This is a genomic window from Pseudomonas sp. 14A (assembly GCF_018132745.1).
Lineage (GTDB): Bacteria > Pseudomonadota > Gammaproteobacteria > Pseudomonadales > Pseudomonadaceae > Aquipseudomonas > Aquipseudomonas mercuritolerans.
Map to the genome: position 1 here is coordinate 47583 of NZ_JAGRQJ010000010.1, position 18678 is coordinate 66260.

Sequence of the window (18678 nt, forward strand, 5' to 3'; positions counted from 1 at the left end):
CTGCTTTCTGGTACTACGCCGACCTGTAATATCGTGCCGAACGCGGGGGTTGAATCCACCCGCGATCGGCTCCCTCTCCCTCCGGGAGAGGGCTGGGGTGAGGGTGATTTTGATCTTTCAGCCATCCGTCGAGCGGCTAAGCGCTGCCCATTGCTCAATACTCTCCGCCGTGCGCTGCAATTTGTCACGCACCAGCGCCAGCGCATCACTGCCCAATAGCAGATGAGCCGGCGGGTTTGGACTGTCGATGATCGTCAGCATGACCCGTGCAGCTTTCTGCGGATCGCCCAGCTGATGGCCACTTTTCTCCTCCCGGGCCTTGCGCACCGGATCGAAGCTTGCGTCGTAGTCACTGATGCTACGCGGCGTGCGTTGCATCGAGCGGCCTGCCCAGTCGGTGCGAAATGACCCCGGCGCCACAGCGGTGACAAAAATATTGAAGGGCGCAAGCTCCTTGCTCAAGGTGTCGGAGATCCCCTCAAGCGCAAACTTGCTGCCGCAGTAATACGCGATCCCGGGCATGGTGATATGGCCGCCCATCGAAGTGATATTGAGGATATGCCCCGCGCGGCGCTGGCGGAAATACGGGACGAAAGCCTTGGTCACCGCCACCGCGCCGAATACGTTGACGTCGAACTGGCGGCGCATTTCCTGCAGCGATGACTCTTCAAAAATCCCCTCATGGCCATAACCTGCGTTGTTGACCAGCACGTCCACCGGGCCGTGACGATCCTCCACAGCCGCAACCACCCCATCGATGGCATCGAACTCGGTAACGTCCAGCACCACCCCATGCGCGCGCTCGGGCGACAGCGCTTCGAAGGCTGCCAGAGCGGATTCACTGCGCACTGTGCCGATAACCCTGTGACCTTTAGCGAGCGCTTCCTTGGCCAGCGCCTGGCCGAAGCCGCTGCTGACACCGGTGATGAAAAGGGTCTTCATGGATCTGTACTCCAGCAGGCAATTGGAGAGGCCATGCTAGGGCGGATAACGCTGGCGGACGATGCCGAATCGGATCGAAGTATTGCCTGTTCCTATCAATAGAGTTTTCGATCAGGTCTTGCCTCAAAAAACGGAAAAGTCCTGCAGGTCTCATACCCGCAGGACTTTTCCTGTCTCGGCAACACGCACTTATGCTGCGCGACGGCCCGGTGTACGGTCCGATCCATCAGCGGCGAGGGCCTCACCCAGTGGGGTGCGGTCTGAGCCGTCGGCAGCGATGGCCTGGCCTTGTGGGGTCTTGTCATGACCGTCTTCAACCAGGCCTTGTTCCTCGAGGCGGTTGCGGCCGTTTTCAGCCAGAGCCTGGCCCTGCGGCGTACGTTCCGAGCCATCGGCAGCAACAGTCTGCTGTGGTTCGCTGACCTGGGTGAAGAAACGTTCTTCCTGATTACTCGGTACGGCGAATGCGCTTGCGCTGAGGGCGAAGGTGGCGATAGCGATCAGTTGGCTTACAGTTTTCATGGCGGTGACTCCGGTCAAATTTCGATTGAGGTCCGGGTCGTTCAGATCAGTCTCTGGTTAACCCGTTGCAGTGGTGTGTTCTGCATGGGTTCAGATTAGGGGGCAGGGCGGTGTCGGCGTTAAGCGGATACTGTCGGCGATTTGCCTGATTCTGCTCGCTGAAGATGATTTTACAGACTACCGACCTTCAGGCTTCAAGCTGTGATTCCGACACTGAATACCGATATTGCATTCGTTGATATTGAAAAGTGGCTTGGAAAAGCTAAGGTTCAGGCTTGGTCTCAAGGACGATCCTCCATGGCTTTGAATATCCGTACGGCGGCGGCAACCGATGCAGATGCCATCCAGCGCATTTATGCCCCAATCGTTCTGAATACTGCGATCTCTTTCGAAGAAACACCGCCGAGCATTACGGAAATTGCGCATAGGATAACTAAGACGCTTCAGACTTATCCCTATCTGGTGGCTGAAGAGCAGGGCGAGATCAAAGGCTATGCATACGCAAGTCAGCATCGCGCACGTCCGGCATACCGATGGGCCGTTGATGTGACCGTGTACATCGCAGAATCAGTTCGTCGTCAGGGCGTCGGCCGAGAACTTTACGGGACCTTGCTTTCGATTCTCGAAAAGCAGGGATTTCACTCAGCCTACGCTGGGATCGCGCAACCAAATGAAGGCAGCGTGGGCCTGCATGAGTCACTAGGATTCACCCAAATCGGCATGTACCCGGAGGTAGGGTTCAAGCTTGGAAAATGGCACGATGTCGGCTACTGGCGACTCGGCCTGAACCAGGCGACTCCACCGCTGGAGCCAATCATCTTCCCCGAGCTTGAAGTCGCATCACAGTAAGCTCGCGCGAATTTGTCGGCGCGAGCAATCAGGTTCCGCCAGTGAGATAGCTTTGCACTTGCCTGACTACATCCCGGGCGGTGCGGGTTACGCCGATCAATGTGGCAGAAGCGAGCCCCGTCCAGTCGCCATAACCCACCAGCCATAAATCGGGCAACGCGACACTCCGGTTTTCGTTCACAGCCACTTTGCCATCCCGGCCTACAATATTCAGGCTGTTCAGATGGTCGAGCGCCGGAGAAAACCCGGTGCACCAGATGACAGCGTCCACCTTTGTCTCGATCCCCGATGACCACACAACCCCTGTCGAAGTAAAACGCGTGAACGGCCGTACCGCGCTCAATACACCGCGTTCGCGAGCTTCCTTGACCGGTGGCACCATGACGATGTCGCCCAGCCCTCCAACGGGCTGTTGAGGCTCCACGCCATCCTGCTGCGCCTTCAGTCGAGCGGTAGCGCGTTCGAACAGGACGCGTCCGTCAACATCATCAGGTAGAAACGTTGGGGCCTGTTGCGTGACCCAGGTTGCCTGAGCCACTTTGGAGACCTCGGCGTAAATCTGGGCGCCGGAGTTGCCGCCACCGACGACAAGGACGGTTTTACCCGCAAACTCGTTCGGCCCGACGTAATGAGCGGAATGAAGCTGCCTGCCTGCAAACAATGCCTGGCCGGGATAGTCTGGTACGAACGGGCAGCTCCAGGTGCCTGTTGCACTGATAACCGCTTTGGCGTCCCAGTGGTTGTCCTTTGAGATAACACGCAAGCCGCCTTCGATCTTCTCGACACCGGTCACCCGCGTGGAGCGGATGATGGGGAAGTCATACCGGCGCTCGTACTGAGTCAGGTATTCGACAACGTCGTCCCGCCCGGGCGTCCCCTCGGACAGGACTGGCATCGGCCAGCCTGCAATCGAACTCCATGCCGACGGCGAGAAGAGCCGCAGCGAATCCCAGCCATGCCGCCAGGCGCCTCCTGGTCCCGGCTCGGCATCCAGCAGCACGTAAGACAAGCCTGTGCGCTTCAAAAAATAAGCGACAGTCAGCGCGGATTGGCCACCACCAATGACCACGACATCAAGTTTCGAATTCTGACTCACCAGCATCCTCCAGGCTCAACGGCCTCAACTTGTGAAAGATCGTGGTGCGGCTCATACCGGTTCCGCACACAGGCATCAAATCGAACGCTGGTTGACACGTCTGGACAGCTCTTCGGCGGATTCCTTGCGCTCGGAATAACGGTCAACCAGGTAATCCTGACGATCGCGCAAGAGAAGCGTGAACTTCATCAATTCTTCCATCACGTCCACCAGGCGGTCGTAGTACGAAGAAGGCTTCATGCGACCCGCTTCATCGAACTCGGTGAACGCCTTGGCCACGGAGGACTGGTTCGGGATGGTGAACATCCGCATCCACCGGCCAAGTACCCGCAACTGATTGACCACGTTGAAGGACTGCGAGCCGCCGCAGACCTGCATCACAGCAAGGGTTTTGCCTTGCGTAGGTCGTACAGCGCCCAGCGCCAGCGGAACCCAGTCGATCTGCGCTTTGAACACGGCACTCATGGAACCGTGACGCTCAGGAGAGCACCACACCTGACCCTCTGACCATTGCATCAGCTCGCGCAGCTCCACGACTTTGGGATGGGTGTCGGGTGCGTCATCGGGCAGCGGCAGACCCGAAGGGTCGAAGATCCTGGTTTCGGCGCCAAACTCATTCAGCAGGCGTGCCGCCTCTTGCGTGACCAGACGGCTGAATGAGCGCGCTCGCGTCGACCCGTATAACAGCAGAATGCGCGGTTTATGCTGCGAAGGATTGCGAGGAGACAACTGCTCCAGCGTAGGAATGTCGATCAGGTCGGCGTGTACGTTCGGCAATGTATCTTGCATATGAACTCCTGCGGCGGCGCGTGGAGGGGCGCCGCCTCGGTTGATCTTTAAAGCGAACCGATGCGGTTCAGTTCAGCTTGCAGTTGGTCAGGGCTCAGGGTCTTGAGCGGCAGTGCAAGAAATGCATTCACGCGTTCCCGAATTTTGGCCAGTGTGCTTTCAAATGCAGCGGTGATCTCGGCTTCCGACCCGCTAGCCTCGGACGGGTCGGCCAGCCCCCAATGCGCCTTCAGGGCTGGGCCGAAGAAGATCGGGCATGCTTCTCCAGCAGCGCGATCACAGACGGTAATGACGATGTCGGGAGGCGCGCCCTCAAAAGCATCCGAAGCCTTGCTGCTCAAGCCCGCCGTGGAGACGCCCGCCGCCTCCAGCGTTTGCAGTGCCCGTTGATTCACCCGGCCACTGGGAAAGCTTCCCGAGCTGATGGCTTCTAGACCCTCGGGCGCCAAGTGGTTGAAAAGCGCCTCGGACAGAATGCTGCGGCAGCTGTTGTGGGTGCACATGAACAGGATTTTCATCAGACGATTCCTTGATTCAGAAACTTAGGCGCAGTGCCAGGGCGGACAATGTGGCGACGAGAATGGGCAAGGTCAGCACGATCCCGGTCTTGAAGTAGTAACCCCAACTGATCGTTATGTTTTTCCGGGCGAGCACGTGCAGCCACAACAGCGTGGCCAGGCTCCCGATCGGGGTGATCTTCGGGCCCAGGTCGCAGCCGATGATGTTGGCGTAAACCATCGCTTGCTGGACTACACCGTCGACTTCGGCGGCATGAATGGATAAGGCGCCTACCAGAACGGTGGGCATGTTGTTCATGATCGAAGACAGCAATGCTGTCAGCAGTCCTGTACCAAGGGACGCGCCCCAAATGCCATAACCGGCGAACACGTTCAGGATCTGCGCGATGTGGTCGGTAAGGCCGGCGTTCTTCAGGCCATAAACAACCAGGTACATACCCAAAGAAAAAATCACCACCTGCCATGGCGCCTCTTTGAGCACCTTGCTTGTGTTGATGGCATGACCACGAGCCGCGATGACATAGAGAATGCATGCACAGATCGCTGCAATGGCGCTGATCGGAACCCCCAATGGCTCAATGACAAAGAAGCCGATCAGCAGTAGTGCCAGCACCCACCAGCCGGCTACGAAAGTGGCACGGTCATGGATTGCGTCATCCGGGTTGTCCAGTTGGTTGAGGTCATAGGTCTTTGGTAAATCTCTGCGGAAAAACCACAGCAGCATGGCTAGTGTCGCCGCCACGCTGACGATGTTTACCGGCACCATGATCGAAGCATATTCGTTGAAGCCGATATTGAAGTAGTCGGCAGAAACAATGTTGACCAGGTTGGAAACCACAAATGGCAAGCTCGCCGTATCTGCGATAAATCCAGCGGCCATGACGAACGCCAACGTCGCGGCGGGAGAAAAACGCAGCGCCAGCAACATCGCGATTACGATGGGAGTGAGGATCAATGCCGCTCCGTCGTTGGCGAACAGTGCCGAGACAGCCGCACCCAGCAGGACGATAAATGCGAACAGCTTGCGGGTGCTCCCGCCTCCCCATCGGGCGACATGCAGCGCAGCCCATTTGAAAAAGCCTGCCTCATCAAGCAACAGACTAATAATAATGACTGCGATGAACGTTCCGGTAGCGTTCCAGACTATGCGCCAAACCTCCGGTATGTCGGCAAGGGTAACGACATCTGCCAGCAGCGCCACGATGGCGCCGAACGTCGCACTCCAGCCAACCCCGAGTCCCTTGGGCTGCCAGATGACAAGGACGATGGTGGCGATAAAGATCAATACGGCAATCAGCATTTCATTAATCCGGTTGGGCGTGAATCAGTTGCACACGGCTTGGTTGATCGGACGGTCGCTCATGCCGCACAGGCGCTTGGCCTCGGTTTCCAGCCATTGCTGATTGGCGTCTACCACTTCCTTCAAAACTGCAGCCACCCACGCGGGCAAATCAGGATTGACTCGGTAGTACACCCATTGACCCTGGCGACGATCCAGCAGCAAACCGGCGGAGCGCAGCAGCGCCAGATGACGAGAAATCTTCGGCTGACTCAGGTCGAGCGCTGCCGTCAGCTCGCATACACAGAGTTCACCTTGGCTCACGACAAGCAGGGAAATTTTGGCTCGGGTGTCGTCGGCCAGGCACTTGAACAAGGTGGTGGGGGTCATGGGTTCTGTCATTCGTCCTCCAGATGCTTTTGTCTTGACCAAAACGAAGAGCCTGATGCGTTTGCGGATGTCGTGATGCGTAGGATGAAAGGCGGCGGGATGATTGCCGGGCAATGGATACGGATGACCGAATATACGCATAAGCATATATCTGGTAAAGCGAATATAACAGCGGTTGAACCGTCGAGACTGATAGCGGCGGACCGCACGGATATTGCCCGCGAATTTTCTGATTCCAGCTGATTGAAAATAGCCATTGACTTAGAGCGCGCTCAAACCTTTACGGTGATGACATGAATCCAGAACTGACAATTTCAAAGTTGGCCAAGCGCCTTGATTTGAGCGCTCACACGATCCGCTATTACGAGCGCATCGGGCTGTTCGACCCGGTTGGGCGCGGTGGCAATGGCCACCGGGTGTACGCCGAGAAGGATGTGCTGTGGGCCGAGTTTCTGCTCCGGCTGAAGGCGACCGGAATGCCGATCCAGCAAATGCTGCGGTATGCCGAATTGCGTCGATCAGGCGACTCGACCCTGGCAGAACGCCGCGAGCTTCTCGAGCAGCATCGCCGGGACGTGCAAGCGCAGATCAGCCAGTTGAGCCAGTCCCTGGAGGTTCTGGATAACAAGATTCAGATCTACCACCAACTCGAGCAAAAGGAGCATCACCATGATCCGTAAACTTCCCGGTTTCAATCGTTTGCTGTCCGCCCCATTGATCGGCGCCAGCGTGACCAGTGTCGCAGCGCCCGTGGAGATGACCGATCGTCGAGCACGCGGAGAAGCCGCTCTGACGCAGATCACTGGCGGACCTGGTCAGGCAGTGGTCGATTCATTGAAGGATACTGCTCCAGAGCTTGCGGACTGGATTCTGAGTTTTGCCTACGGCGATGTCTTCGCCCGCCCCGGGCTCGATCACTGCACTCGTGAGCTGGCAACCGTTGCGGCATTGACCGCACTGGGCAACGCCCAGCCACAACTGAAAGTGCATATCGGCGGTGCCCTGAACGTCGGGTGCACACCGGAGGCGGTGGTCGATGTGATCTTGCAAATGACCGTATACGCAGGGTTTCCCAGCGCCTTGAACGGTATAACGGCTGCGCGTGAAGTCTTTGCTGCTCGCGGAATCAGTGTCAAATCCTAGGTGCGCACGCTGCAGAAACTGCGCGATAAAGCCAGATTCAACCTTCCACCCACCCCGCATACAACCGCACAAACCGCACCTGCAGCCATTCGATAAACACCTGCACCTGCGCCGGCAAATGCGTGCGGCTCGGGTACAGCAGCGATACCGGCCGAGGCAGCGGGCGCAGCGGTTGCAGAATTTCCACCAGAGCACCGCTAGCCAAATGCTCGGCGACCGCGATGCCCGGCGCCTGGATAATGCCGAAGCCCGACACGCCACACTGCACGTAAGCGTTCGACTCGGTGACGGTAATGCCTTGGCGGCTGACATAGCTTTTCTGTTTGCCCTCAACTGAAAACTGCCAAGGCAAGGTGCGGTTGTTCTGGCCCGAGAGAAAGTTCACGCCTTGATGGTTCGTCAGGTCTGCAAGGGTTTCGGGTGTGCCGTGCTCCCGCAGGTATTCGGGCGCGGCGCAGGTGACCATGGTCGCCAGGGCGATAGGGCGGGCGATCAGCGTTGAGTCGGGCAGCTCTCCGATGCGCAGCGCGCAGTCGATGCCTTCGCCGACCAGATCAACCGCACGATCGGTGACGCCCAGCACCATGTCGATGCCGGGGTAGGTGGCGGTGAACTCGCGCAGGCTCTTGATGAATTCCAGTTGCGCGAACGCAGTGGGAATGTCGATGCGCAGGCGGCCGGACAGCGTGGCTCCGGTGCGATCGAACATCGTGGTGGCGGCGGTGATCTCGGCCAGAATTTCCTGGACCCGCTGATAGAAAAGCTCACCCTCGGCGGTGAGTGCGACTTTCCTGGTAGTGCGCTGGAAGAGGCGCACGCCCAGCGATGTTTCCAGCTCCTGAATATAGCGAGTGACCTGAGGCCGGCCGATATCCAGCGACTCGGCGGCTTTGGTGAAACTGCCCAGCTCCGCCAGTCGGGCGAACAGGCGCATCGATTGCAGTAATTCCATGACTTTTCCGCTGAGCTTCGGTATCTGTATTTGTTGCCTGAGAATAGAACAATCATGTCTGTTTCCAAGCATTTATTGCGCTGATGTAAAAGCCAATCATGGCCCCAAGGCAACCCCCCTGAGGTTTTGCGGCCAATAATGCATTTGGAGACACATCATGAAAGCGTGGTTACTGAAAGATTTCGGGCTCGACAATCTGCAACTGGGCGAGACGCAAACCCCGCAGCCCAAGGCTGGCGAGCTGCTGGTCAAGGTCGGCGCGGTCTCGCTGAATTTTCGTGACAAGGCCATCGTTGACGGTATCTACGAGCCGCACCTGGTGCCGAAACCGCTGATTCCAGTGAGCGATGCCGCCGGTACCGTAGTTGCAATCGGCGCCGGTGTTACTCGTTTCAAGGTTGGCGACCGCGTCAATTCACATCTGTACTCGCGCTGGTTGGATGGCGAGCCGGGGCCGAACGAGCCGGATTATTGCTTCGGTTCGCCGCTGCCCGGTGGCCTCGCCGAGTACATGATCATTCACGAGGACAGCGCCGTCGGCGCGCCGGCCAACATGAGCGATGAAGAGGCGGCGACGCTGCCTATCGCCGCACTGACTGCGTGGTACGCGCTGGTGGATTTCGGCGCTATTCAACCGGGGCAGACCGTGTTGGTACAGGGCACCGGCGGCGTATCGATTTTCGCCGTGCAGATCGCCACCGCGCTGGGCGCCAAAGTCATCGCTACCTCAAGCAGCGATGACAATCTGCACGCGGTAAAACGTCTGGGCGCGGTCGCCGGTATCAATTACCGCAGCACGCCGAACTGGGCGGACGAGGTGCTGAAACTCACCGGGGGCAAGGGTGTGGATCTGCTCCTTGATGTGGCGGGAGGCAATGGCATCAATCAGTCGGTAGCAGCGACCAAGGCTTCGGGGCGGATAGCGCAGATTGGCTTTCTGACAGGGCAGACCGTCGAGCTGAACCTGATGCCGCTGATCTTCCGCCAGACCACCATTCGCGGCATCGCGGTGGCACCGCGTTCATCGTTCGACCGGATGAACGTGTTCCTCGCCGAGCACGACATTCGGCCGGTGATCGACCATGTGTATCCGTTCGAACAGGCGCGTGAGGCCTATGAGCATCTGGCGAAAGGGGCGTTTGGCAAGATTGTGATCAAGGTGAGCTGATCAGCGAAAACGTCAGACAAACCAAGGCCAGTCAGCTCAACTGACTGGCCTTTTTTTATGTCTGTCTTAACGCAAATCCTCGGGCTCCATCGTCAGAATAATCTTCCCGACATTCTGCGAAGACTCCATCCGCCGATGGGCATCGGCTGCGCGGGACAACGGAAAGGTGCTGTCCACCACCGGTTCCAGACTCGCAGCGCCGGCGAAGCGTTTCAGCCAGTGGTCGCGAAAGCGCTGGATCATCGCGTGCTTCTCCGGCTGGGTGCGCGACTTCATCACCGTTCCGATGATTTGCAGGTGCCGGTAGAGGATGTGCTCCAGCTCCACGTCGACCTTGCCGCCGCCGCCAAGAATGCCGACCTGCACCAGGCGGCCGCCGTGGGCCAGCGAGGCGATGTTGCGGGCGAAGTAGGGCGCGCCGACGAAGTCGATGATCACGTCGACCCCGCGCCCTTGGGTTTTGTCGGCGATGACTGCGGCGAAATCCTCGTTTTTGTAGTCGATGGCCACGTCGGCGCCCAGGTGTTCGACGCGCGACAGCTTGCTGCCTTCGGTGGTCGCGTACACCGTGGCGCCTGTGGCGTAGGCCAGTTGCACGGCAGCGGAACCGACGCCGCCGGCGGCGGCATGGATCAGCACCGAGTCGCCTGACTTGAGTCGGGCCAGGTGCAGCATCGCTTCGTGGGCGGTGACAAACACTTCGGGAATCGCCGCTGCGTGCACATAGTCGAGCTGTGCCGGAATCGGCATGGCCATGCGGTAGTCGATGCGCGCCAGTTCGGCGTAGGCGCCGCCGCCGACCACGCCCATCACCCGGTCGCCGACGGCGAATCCGCTCACCTCGCTGCCGGTCTCGAGCACTTCCCCGGCGATCTCCAGACCGATGATCAACGAGTCGCCGAAGTTCGCATGGCCGTAGCCGCCGGTTCGGTGAGTCAGGTCGGCACGGTTCACGCCGGCCGCATAGACACGCACCAGCAGGTCGGTCGGGCGCACTTCAGGGTTGGGCGCTTCGCCGAGTTGCAGCACTTCTGCTGAACCGAACGCTTTCAGGTTGATGGCTTTCATCTCAACGTTACTCCGTGTCGGCAAGGGTGGCATTGGCGATGGCCGAGGCGGTGATGGCGCCCGGGAAACCGACGTAAAAGGCCAGGTGAGTGATCGCCGCCGACAACTCTTCATGGCTCACGCCATTGCTGACGGCGCGGCGCAGGTGCGCGGGTAATTCTTCGCAGTGGCCGCCGGCAATCAGCGCAGCGACAGTGATCAGACTGCGCTCGCGGGGTGACAAGGCGGGGTCATTCCAGATCTGCGGGTACAGCGTTGAGTCAACGAATTGCGCCAGTTTCGGGGTGAAGGCACGCGCGGCTTCGCGTGGGCTGCTGAAATCGATAGTCGACATGGAAATCCCCTTAAACCTGGCTGATGAATTTGTTGGTGAGGTAGTGCTCGATGCCTTCGATGCCGCCTTCAGAACCGTGGCCGCTTTCTTTCATGCCGCCGAAGGGCAGTTCGGTGGCGACGATGCGGTACTGGTTGATGCCGATCATTCCGGCTTCCAGGCCATCGGCGACGTCGATCGCGGTGCGCGCATTGGAAGTGAACGCGTAGGCCGAGAGGCCGTAGGGCAGGCGGTTGGCTTCTTGCAGGCCGTCGCTCAACTCATCGAAAGGCATCAGTATCGCGATGGGGCCAAAGGGTTCTTCGTGCATGATTCGCGCACTCATCGGCACATCGGCCAATACGGTGGGCTGAAAGAAGAAGCCTGCGCCCGGCAACGCTTCACCGCCGGCCAGCACCCGTGCACCTTTCTCGACGGCGTCGGCGATCAGTTGCTCCATCTTCGCCAGTTGCCGTGGGTTCGCCAGAGGGCCGACCTGGGTTTGCGGATCCATGCCATCGCCGATTTTCAGTGCCTTGGTGGCAGCAACGAAGCGCTCGACGAACTCGGCGTAGGCCTCACGCTGGATAAGAAAACGAGTCGAGGAAATGCACACCTGGCCGGTGCCGCGAAAGCGATTGGCGACGCCTTCCACAGCAGCCTTTTCGATGTCGGCGTCGGCAAACACCAGCACCGGGCCGTGGCCGCCCAGTTCCAGGGTGATCGGCTTGACGCCTTCGGCAGCGCGGGCCGAGAGCAGCCGACCGATCGGCACCGAACCGGTGAAGGTCACTTTGCGAATGATCGGTGAGGCAATCAAATGGCTGGACACTTGATCCGGCACACCGAACACCACTTGCAGGACGCCTTTGGGCAAACCGGCATCGTCCAGCGCCCGGGCCAGGGCCAGAGCGGTGGAAGGGCTTTCCTCGCCGGGCTTGAGCACCACGCTGCAACCGGCGGCCAGCGCTGCCGAGAGCTTGCGCGCCGGGGTGATGGCCGGGAAATTCCACGGTGTGAACGCTGCCACAGGGCCGATTGCCTGGCGTTTGACCAGTTGCAGTACACCCGGACGATTGGCCGGGACGACACGGCCGTCGATGCGTCGTGCGCTTTCGGCGAACCACTCGAAATATTCCGCCGCACGGGTCACTTCATCGAGGCTTTCGCGCAGTGGCTTGCCTTCTTCCAGCGTCATTTGCGCAGCGATGTGCGGGGCGCGTTCGAGGATCAGGTCGGCGGCGCGCTTGAGGATTTTTGCGCGCTGGTCCGGCACGGTCTGACGCCATTGGTCGAAGCTCAGTCGGGCCACTTCGAGGGCGTGATCCAGGTCTTGGGCGGTGGCGAGTGGCACCTGGCCGATTTCGTCGCCGGTAGCCGGGTTGACTACGGCAGCGGTCGCGCGGTCTTGGGCGGTAAGCCATTGACCACCGATGAAGAGATAGAGCGGATCGTAAGGAGTGTTCATGGATGTCGCCTTCATGGTTGAGGATTCATTCGGCGCCTTGTACGCAGCGGTTCAGGCGTCCCGTGGAATCCAGTCTATGGAAGGCGTGCCGTTTGATTTAGCCGGCCACGAGGGAATCATTGTTGTCCCAGAAGGTAATATCGATCCCAGGAGCGAGCGTGTAGGATCCGACGTTATCCGCAGTGAGTGGCAGGTCTACAGGACGATCAGGATGGACAAACTTTCAAACATGTCGGTGTACATCAAGGTAGTCGAGATGGGCAGTTTCACTGCCGTGGCCAACCATCTCGACTCCACCGTCGGTAACGTATCGCGTGCGGTCTCGGCGTTGGAAAACGTGCTCGACACTCGGCTGTTGCAACGCTCGACCCGGCGTCTTTCGGTGACCGACGCGGGCCGGCGGTTTTATGAACGCTGCGTGAAGATTCTCGCTGACCTGGAAAGCGCCGAAGCCGAGGCGAGCAATGCCGCCTTGCAACCACGAGGGACGTTACGGGTGCACTGCGTGCCCGGACTGGCGCGGCAACTGGTGACCGGCGCGGTGCTGGAATATCGCCAGGCGTTTCCCGAAGTGACCGTCGATTTGATGCTCTCCCAACGCATGCCCAATCTGCTTGAGGATCAGTTGGACGTGTCCATTCTGATCGCGCGAACGCTGCCGGACTCGGCGTATGTCAGCCAGAAGATCGGCGTCAGTCACTGTGTACTGGTGGCCTCCCCGGAATACTTGGCGCGGCATGGCGCACCCGAAACGCCGGAGCAGCTTTGCGATCATCAATGCCTGCTGCTCGGTACCGTGGATTACGTGCGCGATGAATGGCAGCTCAAAAGCAAGGCGGGCGACGCGACGTTCATCCCGAGCGGGCCGAGTTTCAGCGTGAACGATATGGACGCAATGGCCGTGGCCATTCGCGAAGGGGCGGGGATTGGTCTGTTGGCAGGCTTCACGGCGATCGATGATTTGCGTGCCGGCAGGCTGGTGCGGGTGCTGCCCGATTACCACACCTACGAGCGCAATGTTTACGCGGTCTACACGTCTCGCCAGTTTGTCGATGCGAAGATCACGCGATTCATCGATACCTTGAAAACCCGGGTCGGCGCGCAGTTGGCGAGCACTGCTCAGGCGCTTATCGATTGAAGCGGTAAAGGCATTTGCGTCTCAGCGAGCCAACTCTGAGACGCAATGGGTGTGCGAGGTATTGGCCAGATCAACCGTTGCTGCAGCCGCTGCCCATGACCTCGTATTGCAGGATGTGCTGTTTGCCTTGGGAATCCTGATAAGTCATGTGCACCGGCACTACAGCGCAGACATCCGGCACGGGATCTTCCGAGATGATTTTGGCGACGTCGAGGTGACTGGCGTAGGTGTATTGCTCGACTGGTGGCGTGGTAGTCGATTCCTGAGCCATGACCACCGAGCTGAAGCCGAAGAGTGCGAAGACGAGCATTGAGACTTTCATGGGTATTTTCCTTTGCTGAAGTTGAGTGTGCTGCTGGAATAAACTCTATGCGGCGGCTGGCGGGGGAAACAGGCGCGGATTGGGTAAAGACTGTTTACGGTTTGAGCCACAATCGGCATGGGGTAAACGATCGCGCAGGGTTCAGCGCAAACAAAAAAAGGCGCCGGTGAGGGCGCCTTTTGCTTATCTCGGTTTTTTACGGCTCGCCATGCAATCGGCAGCTACGAAAGCGCCGGGCTGATTTCGGCGGATTTCGCTGAGTAGCTTGCCACTCGCGCCGAAATCCACTCACGACTGTAAGCCAGCACATGGTCAGCAGTGGCGGTGGGGAAGTGAATGAAGCCATGCGGACACTCAGGCAGCACGTACATCTCCACCGGCGCCGCGTGTTGCCAGCGTTCAGCGATGAGCCGCGTGTCATCCAGCAGCGGATCGAGGTCGCCGGCAAACAGCAGCGCTGGTGGCAGTCCGCTGAAATCGCCGTACAGCGGCGACAGCGGTGGCTGGCGTCGTTGTTCGTCGCTGATGTCCGGCGTGAGCAGGCGCAACGCTTCGACCATGCCGGGGCCGTCGAGCACCAGAGTTTCGGCGGGCGCGGCGCGCACGCTGGGCGTGCCGGTCAGGTCGTAGACGCCGTAATACAGCAGCGCGCCGCAGATCCGTTGCAGCAGTTGCGGCGAAGATTTGAGCGCGAGCAGGGTGGCGGCCGCCAAATGCCCGCCGGCCGATTCACCGACGACGACTACGGGCAGTCCGGCAAATTCGCCATCGTTCAAGATGCCGCGAATGGCACGCAGGCAGTCTTCCAGCAAGCCCTCGATCGGCGTCGAAACGGCCAGCCGATAATCAACCGACACCACCGCCACGTCGCAGGTGTTGACGATGGCGATGTTGAAGTTGTCGTTCATCTGCGCATTGCCGATCACCCAGCCGCCACCATGGAAATCCAGCACCACGCCTTTGGCTTTGCCCTTGGGGCGGATGATGCGCACGGGCACCGTGTCGATGATCTTCCGTTCGGCGCTCAGCCCATGCTGGCGCAGCTTGCCGTCGCCGCCGAGCTGACCCGCCCGCAGCAACGCCTGAATCAGCCGTGGGGTGAGGCGATTGCGGATCTTGAAACGCGGCAGCCAGGCGAGCTTTTTGTTGAACGCGCGAACCTGTGCCAGCTCGCGCTCGCCGTGCGGCCATGGGAAGTCGCTCACAGGCGATTCTTCATCAGGATCGAGCAGTTCAGCGCTGCCGCGACGCACAGCCACGCCAGGTACGGGAACAGAATCAGCCCGGTGACCACGTCCAGTTGCAGGGCGAGCACGACCATCACCGCGACCACCACCCACAGCACCGCCAGAATCACCATCGCCGCCAGCACCTGATGCGCGCCGAAGAACACCGGTGTCCACAGCGTGTTCAGGGCGATTTGCGCGGCCCACAAGGCCAGCACCGTTTGGCTGCCGGGGATCAGGCTCAAGCGATAACCGGCCCAGGCCAGCAGCAGGTAGATAATCGTCCAGGCCACGGGAAAGGCCCAGTTGGGCGGGGTGAAGGAGGGTTTGGTCAGCGCTTCGTACCACGGGCCGGGCTTGAACATCACGCCAGTGGTTGCCGCCGCCGCGCAGGCGAGAAGGAAGATGAAAAAGGTCATTGCCAGTCCTTAGCTGTGATCAGCTGTTATGGAGAGTTAAGAAGAGGACGCTTCGCTGCGCAAAAAGTTTGTTTGCAAACGCAAAAGGGCAGTCAGGTTGAACTAAAAGCTGACCGTCGCGTCAGGATAAACACTGCCTTTACCCACCGACGCGGACGACATCATGTACACCTATCACATCGAATACCGTTTCAATGGCGAGCCTCGTACTTATCTGCTCGAACTCAAGGAAGCGCAACTGGCCGAGCACGACGCGGCGATGCATCTGCTGGAACTGCATCTGGGCGATGCGGAAAACAGCCTGGTCATGCCCACGGCGGATTCGACACCAGAGCAGATTCTCGAGCAGGCCGAGCGGGTAGGGATTACACATATCAGGGTGGTCAGCCGGACCAATTGACCTTCACGGTCCATCGCATTCCAAGCCGCTGTCCCCGCCACTGCAATAACGATCCCGGCCGTGCTGCTTCGCCGCATAAAGCATCTTGTCGGCCGAATCGATCAGCATGGCGGGGCTCACCTCCTGTTCGGCGGGTTTGCCGACCGCAATACCCGCGCTGGCGGTGACGTGGCCCAGCGGATGAGCTCTGTGCTCGAGCCTCAAGGATCGAATGGCCTCCAGTATTTCCTGCGCCACAAGCGCCGCCCCGCGAATATCGGTGTTGGGCAGCAGCACGGAAAACTCCTCGCCGCCATAGCGCACGGCAAGATCACCCGGTCGCTTTACCGCCTGCGCAATGGCCTGTCCGACAGCGCTCAGGCAATCATCACCTGCCGCGTGCCCGTAGCTGTCGTTGTAGAGCTTGAAGTGATCGACATCGATCATGATCAGTGAGATCGACGAACCCTGGCGTCTGGCCAGGCGAATTTCGTCAATCAAAGCAGTGTCCAGTCGCCGACGGTTGGCCAGCCCGGTCAGGCTGTCGGTCAAAGCCATGTCTTTCATGGCTTGGTGTGCCCGGCGCAGATCCTTTTCCATCACCATTCGCTGGCGCAGTTGTCTCAAGACGATCAAGCCGAAGACCGTGAATGCGATGATTACCGACAACAGCACAAACCCGGTTTTGATCAGATCCCAGCGCCACGGCGCGATGATCGATTCGCGCGAAAGTCCGGTTTCCACCACCAGTGGGTACGTGCTCAGCGCGCGGTAGCCATACAAGCGCTCGGTGCCGTCGACGATGGCTTTCACCTCGGCGATCCCTTGGTTGGAAATGGGCAGGTAGTTCTTGAACACCTCACTGTCGGCGAGGCTCTGACCGATTACTGAAGCGATGAAGGGGCGACGCACGAGAATGGTTCCGTTGCGCAACGCCAGTACCAGCGCGCCCTTGTCGTCGATCTTGAAATCGCCGTAATAGTCGACGAAATAACTGACCTTGATCGTCCCCAGCAGCACGCCGGCGAAGGAGCCGTCCGGGTTATTCAAGCGGCGGGAAATCGGGATGATAAGGTCGTCGGTGGATTTGCTTGTGACGACATCTCCGATGCGCACGTTGCGATCGGTGTGAGTGCGGTGATACTGGAAGTAATCGCGGTCGGCGTTGTTCGCCGGGTCCGGTATGTTTTCCTTGTCGGTGACAATCCAGTGCCCGTCCGGGCCGTAGATGAACAGCCCATGCAGCTGCGGCATCAACTTGGCTTGCTGGACCAGCAACTTGTGGATGCGTGGTACGTCGATGTTTTGCAAGCCGTCACCTTCAACGCGCTCGCCCAGGGCGGCGGTCAATACGTCCACCTGGCGGATAGCGTCCTCGGCATGCTGCGCGGTTGCGCGAGCGAGGTTGGTGACCGAATCGCGCGCCGACGAGAAGGCCGCATGATAGTCACGCCAGGTGCGCCATCCTTCCACACCGAGAAACGCCAGAATGACCGTCAGCAGGAAAATCACGGTCAGGCGGAAGGCAGCGATATCACTTGCCGCTTTGATGGGAGCCGTTTCTGCGGCGTCATGCCCCTTGGTTTCGGGCATTTTACGACCGAGCATTCAAAGATCCTTATGCTTGTCATCTCTCATCTACTGAAAGATGACCATCCTTTTCCACTGGGGATTCAATTTATTGGCATGGTCAGGCGGCGGCCATTGGATCGTTCAAAGTCATGCCCGGTCAACATCTGTAATAGAGGCGCGCCCTGAGGTGAGACTTGTGAGTGAAATCATCACCGCCGGTGACTTGAACATCGACCTGCAAAACGCCAACGAAACCGGCCTGTTCAAATGGCTGCTGGCGAGTTTTCTGATGGGCAAAAGGATTCAGGGCGCGATCGCAGCGAAGGCGTATCAAGTCATAGTAGAGCAGCATCAAAAAGACACGCCGCAAAAGCTCGCGCAGTGCACACACCGTCAATTGGTGTCGATGCTGGGGCAGGCGCGTTACGTTCGTTACGATGAAAGCACGGCGTCGCGATTGCTCGCGTTGGCCAACAAGCTCAACAGCGAGTACGCCGGTAAGGTCACTAATATCGTGGCGGCGAGCGCGGATCGTAAGGCGCTGGAGAAGCGCCTGTCCGAATTCGAGGGGATAGGGCCGAAGACCGTTGAGATCTTCATGAGAGAAGCGGCTGCGGTGCTGTTTTGAAGGCCCGATAGCAAACCAAGGCTCACATCGCAAAGAAGGTTCCCGCCAGTTCGCTCATCAGGATCAGCGTTCCGCCGGCGAATATCGCACAGCCCAGCAGAAACTGGAGGCCCGGGGCGACGCTCAGGCTTGAGGGGAAACTCAGATTTTTATAAGTTCTCATGTCGCGCTCCTGTTACCGATGAAAACTTTCAGCCCCGTCGATTGAACGGTTGCGCTGCGCCAATACGCGCTTGGCGACCACCGGCATCGTGGGCAAGGCGTCGTCGACGGCTGGATGTTCGCCTGCTGGCGGAACGGCTGTCTCCTCAGCGAAATTATTCGGCAGCAGGGTGCCCAGGCCAAAAACATTCACCGCCATGCTGACTCTCAATCCTCGACAGGCCTGTTTGCAGTCCAGCTCAAAACCGGCGTATGCGTGCTCCATCAAACGTTGAAAATGTTCAGAGGTCAGTGCCGAGACTTTGCTGTTTTTCATGTTGATCACCTTGAGCAAA

Annotated in this window: 24 protein-coding genes; 7 read left to right on the forward strand and 17 right to left on the reverse strand. The window is 59.2% G+C overall.

Features of this window, described 5'->3' with window-relative positions:
* Positions 1-117: 117 nt before the first annotated feature.
* Together PS14A_RS10455 and PS14A_RS10460 are read right to left on the reverse strand one after the other, a co-directional pair.
* Entirely contained in the window at positions 118-942 is an 825-nt protein-coding gene (locus PS14A_RS10455; RefSeq protein ID WP_130911023.1) for an oxidoreductase, read from the reverse strand.
* 189 nt (positions 943-1131) lie between these two features.
* Positions 1132-1464 (reverse strand): hypothetical protein, encoded by a 333-nt coding sequence (locus PS14A_RS10460; protein ID WP_130911024.1) that lies wholly within the window; start codon positions 1462-1464, stop codon positions 1132-1134.
* Between the two features lie 297 nt (positions 1465-1761).
* On the opposite strand from PS14A_RS10460, the gene PS14A_RS10465 reads away from it, so the two are divergent.
* The gene (locus PS14A_RS10465; RefSeq protein ID WP_073475408.1) at positions 1762-2313 is read left to right on the forward strand and encodes an arsinothricin resistance N-acetyltransferase ArsN1 family B; all 552 of its coding nucleotides are present in this window, start codon (positions 1762-1764) and stop codon (positions 2311-2313) included.
* Positions 2314-2341: 28 nt separating this feature from the next.
* Here PS14A_RS10465 and PS14A_RS10470 read toward each other — a convergent pair whose 3' ends face one another.
* From PS14A_RS10470 to PS14A_RS10490, 5 genes are all read right to left on the reverse strand, one after another.
* Positions 2342-3415 carry an ArsO family NAD(P)H-dependent flavin-containing monooxygenase gene (locus PS14A_RS10470; RefSeq protein ID WP_212616103.1) on the reverse strand — a complete coding sequence of 358 codons (1074 nt, stop codon included), beginning with the start codon at positions 3413-3415 and terminating at the stop codon, positions 2342-2344.
* Positions 3416-3484: 69 nt separating this feature from the next.
* On the reverse strand, positions 3485-4198 hold the full coding sequence (gene arsH, locus PS14A_RS10475) for an arsenical resistance protein ArsH (RefSeq protein WP_212616104.1): 714 nt from the start codon (positions 4196-4198) through the stop codon (positions 3485-3487).
* Between the two features lie 47 nt (positions 4199-4245).
* A complete protein-coding gene (locus PS14A_RS10480; protein ID WP_137213344.1) occupies positions 4246-4716 on the reverse strand; it encodes an arsenate reductase ArsC in 471 nt (156 codons plus the stop codon).
* Between the two features lie 16 nt (positions 4717-4732).
* On the reverse strand, positions 4733-6016 hold the full coding sequence (locus PS14A_RS10485; RefSeq protein ID WP_212616105.1) for an arsenic transporter: 1284 nt from the start codon (positions 6014-6016) through the stop codon (positions 4733-4735).
* A 24-nt stretch (positions 6017-6040) separates the two neighbouring features.
* Entirely contained in the window at positions 6041-6397 is a 357-nt protein-coding gene (locus PS14A_RS10490) for a metalloregulator ArsR/SmtB family transcription factor (protein WP_122610110.1), read from the reverse strand.
* A gap of 281 nt (positions 6398-6678) precedes the next feature.
* Between PS14A_RS10490 and PS14A_RS10495 the strand changes: the two genes are divergently transcribed.
* Positions 6679-7065, forward strand: coding sequence for a MerR family transcriptional regulator (locus PS14A_RS10495; RefSeq protein ID WP_016774345.1), 387 nt, complete (start codon positions 6679-6681; stop codon positions 7063-7065).
* A 76-nt stretch (positions 7066-7141) separates the two neighbouring features.
* Positions 7142-7528, forward strand: a complete 387-nt coding sequence (locus PS14A_RS10500) for a carboxymuconolactone decarboxylase family protein (protein WP_038861560.1) — start codon at positions 7142-7144, stop codon at positions 7526-7528.
* 37 nt (positions 7529-7565) lie between these two features.
* On the opposite strand, the gene PS14A_RS10505 is transcribed toward PS14A_RS10500, so the two are convergent.
* On the reverse strand, positions 7566-8480 hold the full coding sequence (locus tag PS14A_RS10505; protein WP_212616106.1) for a LysR family transcriptional regulator: 915 nt from the start codon (positions 8478-8480) through the stop codon (positions 7566-7568).
* A gap of 157 nt (positions 8481-8637) precedes the next feature.
* Here PS14A_RS10505 and PS14A_RS10510 point away from each other — a divergent pair, with 157 nt between their 5' ends.
* Positions 8638-9648: an NAD(P)-dependent alcohol dehydrogenase gene (locus PS14A_RS10510; protein WP_137213348.1), complete on the forward strand. Its 1011-nt coding sequence runs from the start codon at positions 8638-8640 to the stop codon at positions 9646-9648.
* A 66-nt stretch (positions 9649-9714) separates the two neighbouring features.
* Here PS14A_RS10510 and PS14A_RS10515 read toward each other — a convergent pair whose 3' ends face one another.
* From PS14A_RS10515 to PS14A_RS10525, 3 genes are read right to left on the reverse strand one after another with little or no spacing between them, the layout of a single operon-like run.
* On the reverse strand, positions 9715-10716 hold the full coding sequence (locus PS14A_RS10515; protein ID WP_212616107.1) for an NAD(P)H-quinone oxidoreductase: 1002 nt from the start codon (positions 10714-10716) through the stop codon (positions 9715-9717).
* 7 nt (positions 10717-10723) lie between these two features.
* Complete coding sequence (locus tag PS14A_RS10520) at positions 10724-11050, reverse strand: carboxymuconolactone decarboxylase family protein (protein WP_137213350.1); 327 nt, start codon at positions 11048-11050, stop codon at positions 10724-10726.
* Between the two features lie 10 nt (positions 11051-11060).
* Positions 11061-12497: an NAD-dependent succinate-semialdehyde dehydrogenase gene (locus PS14A_RS10525; RefSeq protein ID WP_130910475.1), complete on the reverse strand. Its 1437-nt coding sequence runs from the start codon at positions 12495-12497 to the stop codon at positions 11061-11063.
* Between the two features lie 211 nt (positions 12498-12708).
* Here PS14A_RS10525 and PS14A_RS10530 point away from each other — a divergent pair, with 211 nt between their 5' ends.
* Positions 12709-13635 carry a LysR family transcriptional regulator gene (locus PS14A_RS10530; RefSeq protein WP_076563297.1) on the forward strand — a complete coding sequence of 309 codons (927 nt, stop codon included), beginning with the start codon at positions 12709-12711 and terminating at the stop codon, positions 13633-13635.
* A gap of 70 nt (positions 13636-13705) precedes the next feature.
* Here PS14A_RS10530 and PS14A_RS10535 read toward each other — a convergent pair whose 3' ends face one another.
* The 3 genes from PS14A_RS10535 to PS14A_RS10545 form a co-directional block, all read right to left on the reverse strand.
* A complete protein-coding gene (locus PS14A_RS10535) occupies positions 13706-13957 on the reverse strand; it encodes a DUF2790 domain-containing protein (RefSeq protein WP_212616108.1) in 252 nt (83 codons plus the stop codon).
* 221 nt (positions 13958-14178) lie between these two features.
* On the reverse strand, positions 14179-15162 hold the full coding sequence (locus tag PS14A_RS10540) for an alpha/beta hydrolase fold domain-containing protein (protein WP_212616109.1): 984 nt from the start codon (positions 15160-15162) through the stop codon (positions 14179-14181).
* A complete protein-coding gene (locus PS14A_RS10545; protein WP_212616110.1) occupies positions 15159-15602 on the reverse strand; it encodes a TspO/MBR family protein in 444 nt (147 codons plus the stop codon). The genes PS14A_RS10540 and PS14A_RS10545 overlap by 4 nt, the downstream gene beginning before the upstream one ends.
* Before the next feature lie 163 nt (positions 15603-15765).
* Between PS14A_RS10545 and PS14A_RS10550 the strand changes: the two genes are divergently transcribed.
* Positions 15766-16002: a hypothetical protein gene (locus tag PS14A_RS10550; protein WP_016774354.1), complete on the forward strand. Its 237-nt coding sequence runs from the start codon at positions 15766-15768 to the stop codon at positions 16000-16002.
* A 3-nt stretch (positions 16003-16005) separates the two neighbouring features.
* Here PS14A_RS10550 and PS14A_RS10555 read toward each other — a convergent pair whose 3' ends face one another.
* The gene (locus tag PS14A_RS10555) at positions 16006-17589 is read right to left on the reverse strand and encodes a sensor domain-containing diguanylate cyclase (RefSeq protein WP_212616111.1); all 1584 of its coding nucleotides are present in this window, start codon (positions 17587-17589) and stop codon (positions 16006-16008) included.
* A gap of 160 nt (positions 17590-17749) precedes the next feature.
* Between PS14A_RS10555 and PS14A_RS10560 the strand changes: the two genes are divergently transcribed.
* Positions 17750-18181 (forward strand): DNA methylase, encoded by a 432-nt coding sequence (locus tag PS14A_RS10560; RefSeq protein ID WP_212616293.1) that lies wholly within the window; start codon positions 17750-17752, stop codon positions 18179-18181.
* A 22-nt stretch (positions 18182-18203) separates the two neighbouring features.
* Here PS14A_RS10560 and PS14A_RS10565 read toward each other — a convergent pair whose 3' ends face one another.
* Both PS14A_RS10565 and PS14A_RS10570 read right to left on the reverse strand, forming a co-directional pair.
* Positions 18204-18344: a hypothetical protein gene (locus PS14A_RS10565; protein ID WP_212616112.1), complete on the reverse strand. Its 141-nt coding sequence runs from the start codon at positions 18342-18344 to the stop codon at positions 18204-18206.
* A gap of 12 nt (positions 18345-18356) precedes the next feature.
* Positions 18357-18659, reverse strand: a complete 303-nt coding sequence (locus PS14A_RS10570) for a hypothetical protein (protein WP_212616113.1) — start codon at positions 18657-18659, stop codon at positions 18357-18359.
* Between the last annotated feature and the right edge of the window lie 19 nt (positions 18660-18678).

What these genes read in the sequence shown, in the direction of transcription:
- arsH (WP_212616104.1), bottom strand. Translation starts at nt 4,198, where the DNA reads ATGCAAGATACATTGCCGAACGTACACGCCGACCTGATCGACATTCCT.
- PS14A_RS10465 (WP_073475408.1), top strand. Translation starts at nt 1,762, where the DNA reads ATGGCTTTGAATATCCGTACGGCGGCGGCAACCGATGCAGATGCCATC.
- PS14A_RS10490 (WP_122610110.1), bottom strand. Translation starts at nt 6,397, where the DNA reads ATGACAGAACCCATGACCCCCACCACCTTGTTCAAGTGCCTGGCCGAC.
- PS14A_RS10480 (WP_137213344.1), bottom strand. Translation starts at nt 4,716, where the DNA reads ATGAAAATCCTGTTCATGTGCACCCACAACAGCTGCCGCAGCATTCTG.
- PS14A_RS10555 (WP_212616111.1), bottom strand. Translation starts at nt 17,589, where the DNA reads ATGCTCGGTCGTAAAATGCCCGAAACCAAGGGGCATGACGCCGCAGAA.
- PS14A_RS10545 (WP_212616110.1), bottom strand. Translation starts at nt 15,602, where the DNA reads ATGACCTTTTTCATCTTCCTTCTCGCCTGCGCGGCGGCGGCAACCACT.
- PS14A_RS10525 (WP_130910475.1), bottom strand. Translation starts at nt 12,497, where the DNA reads ATGAACACTCCTTACGATCCGCTCTATCTCTTCATCGGTGGTCAATGG.
- PS14A_RS10510 (WP_137213348.1), top strand. Translation starts at nt 8,638, where the DNA reads ATGAAAGCGTGGTTACTGAAAGATTTCGGGCTCGACAATCTGCAACTG.
- PS14A_RS10460 (WP_130911024.1), bottom strand. Translation starts at nt 1,464, where the DNA reads ATGAAAACTGTAAGCCAACTGATCGCTATCGCCACCTTCGCCCTCAGC.
- PS14A_RS10550 (WP_016774354.1), top strand. Translation starts at nt 15,766, where the DNA reads ATGTACACCTATCACATCGAATACCGTTTCAATGGCGAGCCTCGTACT.
- PS14A_RS10530 (WP_076563297.1), top strand. Translation starts at nt 12,709, where the DNA reads ATGGACAAACTTTCAAACATGTCGGTGTACATCAAGGTAGTCGAGATG.
- PS14A_RS10455 (WP_130911023.1), bottom strand. Translation starts at nt 942, where the DNA reads ATGAAGACCCTTTTCATCACCGGTGTCAGCAGCGGCTTCGGCCAGGCG.
- PS14A_RS10495 (WP_016774345.1), top strand. Translation starts at nt 6,679, where the DNA reads ATGAATCCAGAACTGACAATTTCAAAGTTGGCCAAGCGCCTTGATTTG.
- PS14A_RS10505 (WP_212616106.1), bottom strand. Translation starts at nt 8,480, where the DNA reads ATGGAATTACTGCAATCGATGCGCCTGTTCGCCCGACTGGCGGAGCTG.
- PS14A_RS10515 (WP_212616107.1), bottom strand. Translation starts at nt 10,716, where the DNA reads ATGAAAGCCATCAACCTGAAAGCGTTCGGTTCAGCAGAAGTGCTGCAA.
- PS14A_RS10470 (WP_212616103.1), bottom strand. Translation starts at nt 3,415, where the DNA reads ATGCTGGTGAGTCAGAATTCGAAACTTGATGTCGTGGTCATTGGTGGT.
- PS14A_RS10570 (WP_212616113.1), bottom strand. Translation starts at nt 18,659, where the DNA reads ATGAAAAACAGCAAAGTCTCGGCACTGACCTCTGAACATTTTCAACGT.
- PS14A_RS10535 (WP_212616108.1), bottom strand. Translation starts at nt 13,957, where the DNA reads ATGAAAGTCTCAATGCTCGTCTTCGCACTCTTCGGCTTCAGCTCGGTG.
- PS14A_RS10565 (WP_212616112.1), bottom strand. Translation starts at nt 18,344, where the DNA reads ATGAGAACTTATAAAAATCTGAGTTTCCCCTCAAGCCTGAGCGTCGCC.
- PS14A_RS10500 (WP_038861560.1), top strand. Translation starts at nt 7,142, where the DNA reads ATGACCGATCGTCGAGCACGCGGAGAAGCCGCTCTGACGCAGATCACT.
- PS14A_RS10520 (WP_137213350.1), bottom strand. Translation starts at nt 11,050, where the DNA reads ATGTCGACTATCGATTTCAGCAGCCCACGCGAAGCCGCGCGTGCCTTC.
- PS14A_RS10485 (WP_212616105.1), bottom strand. Translation starts at nt 6,016, where the DNA reads ATGCTGATTGCCGTATTGATCTTTATCGCCACCATCGTCCTTGTCATC.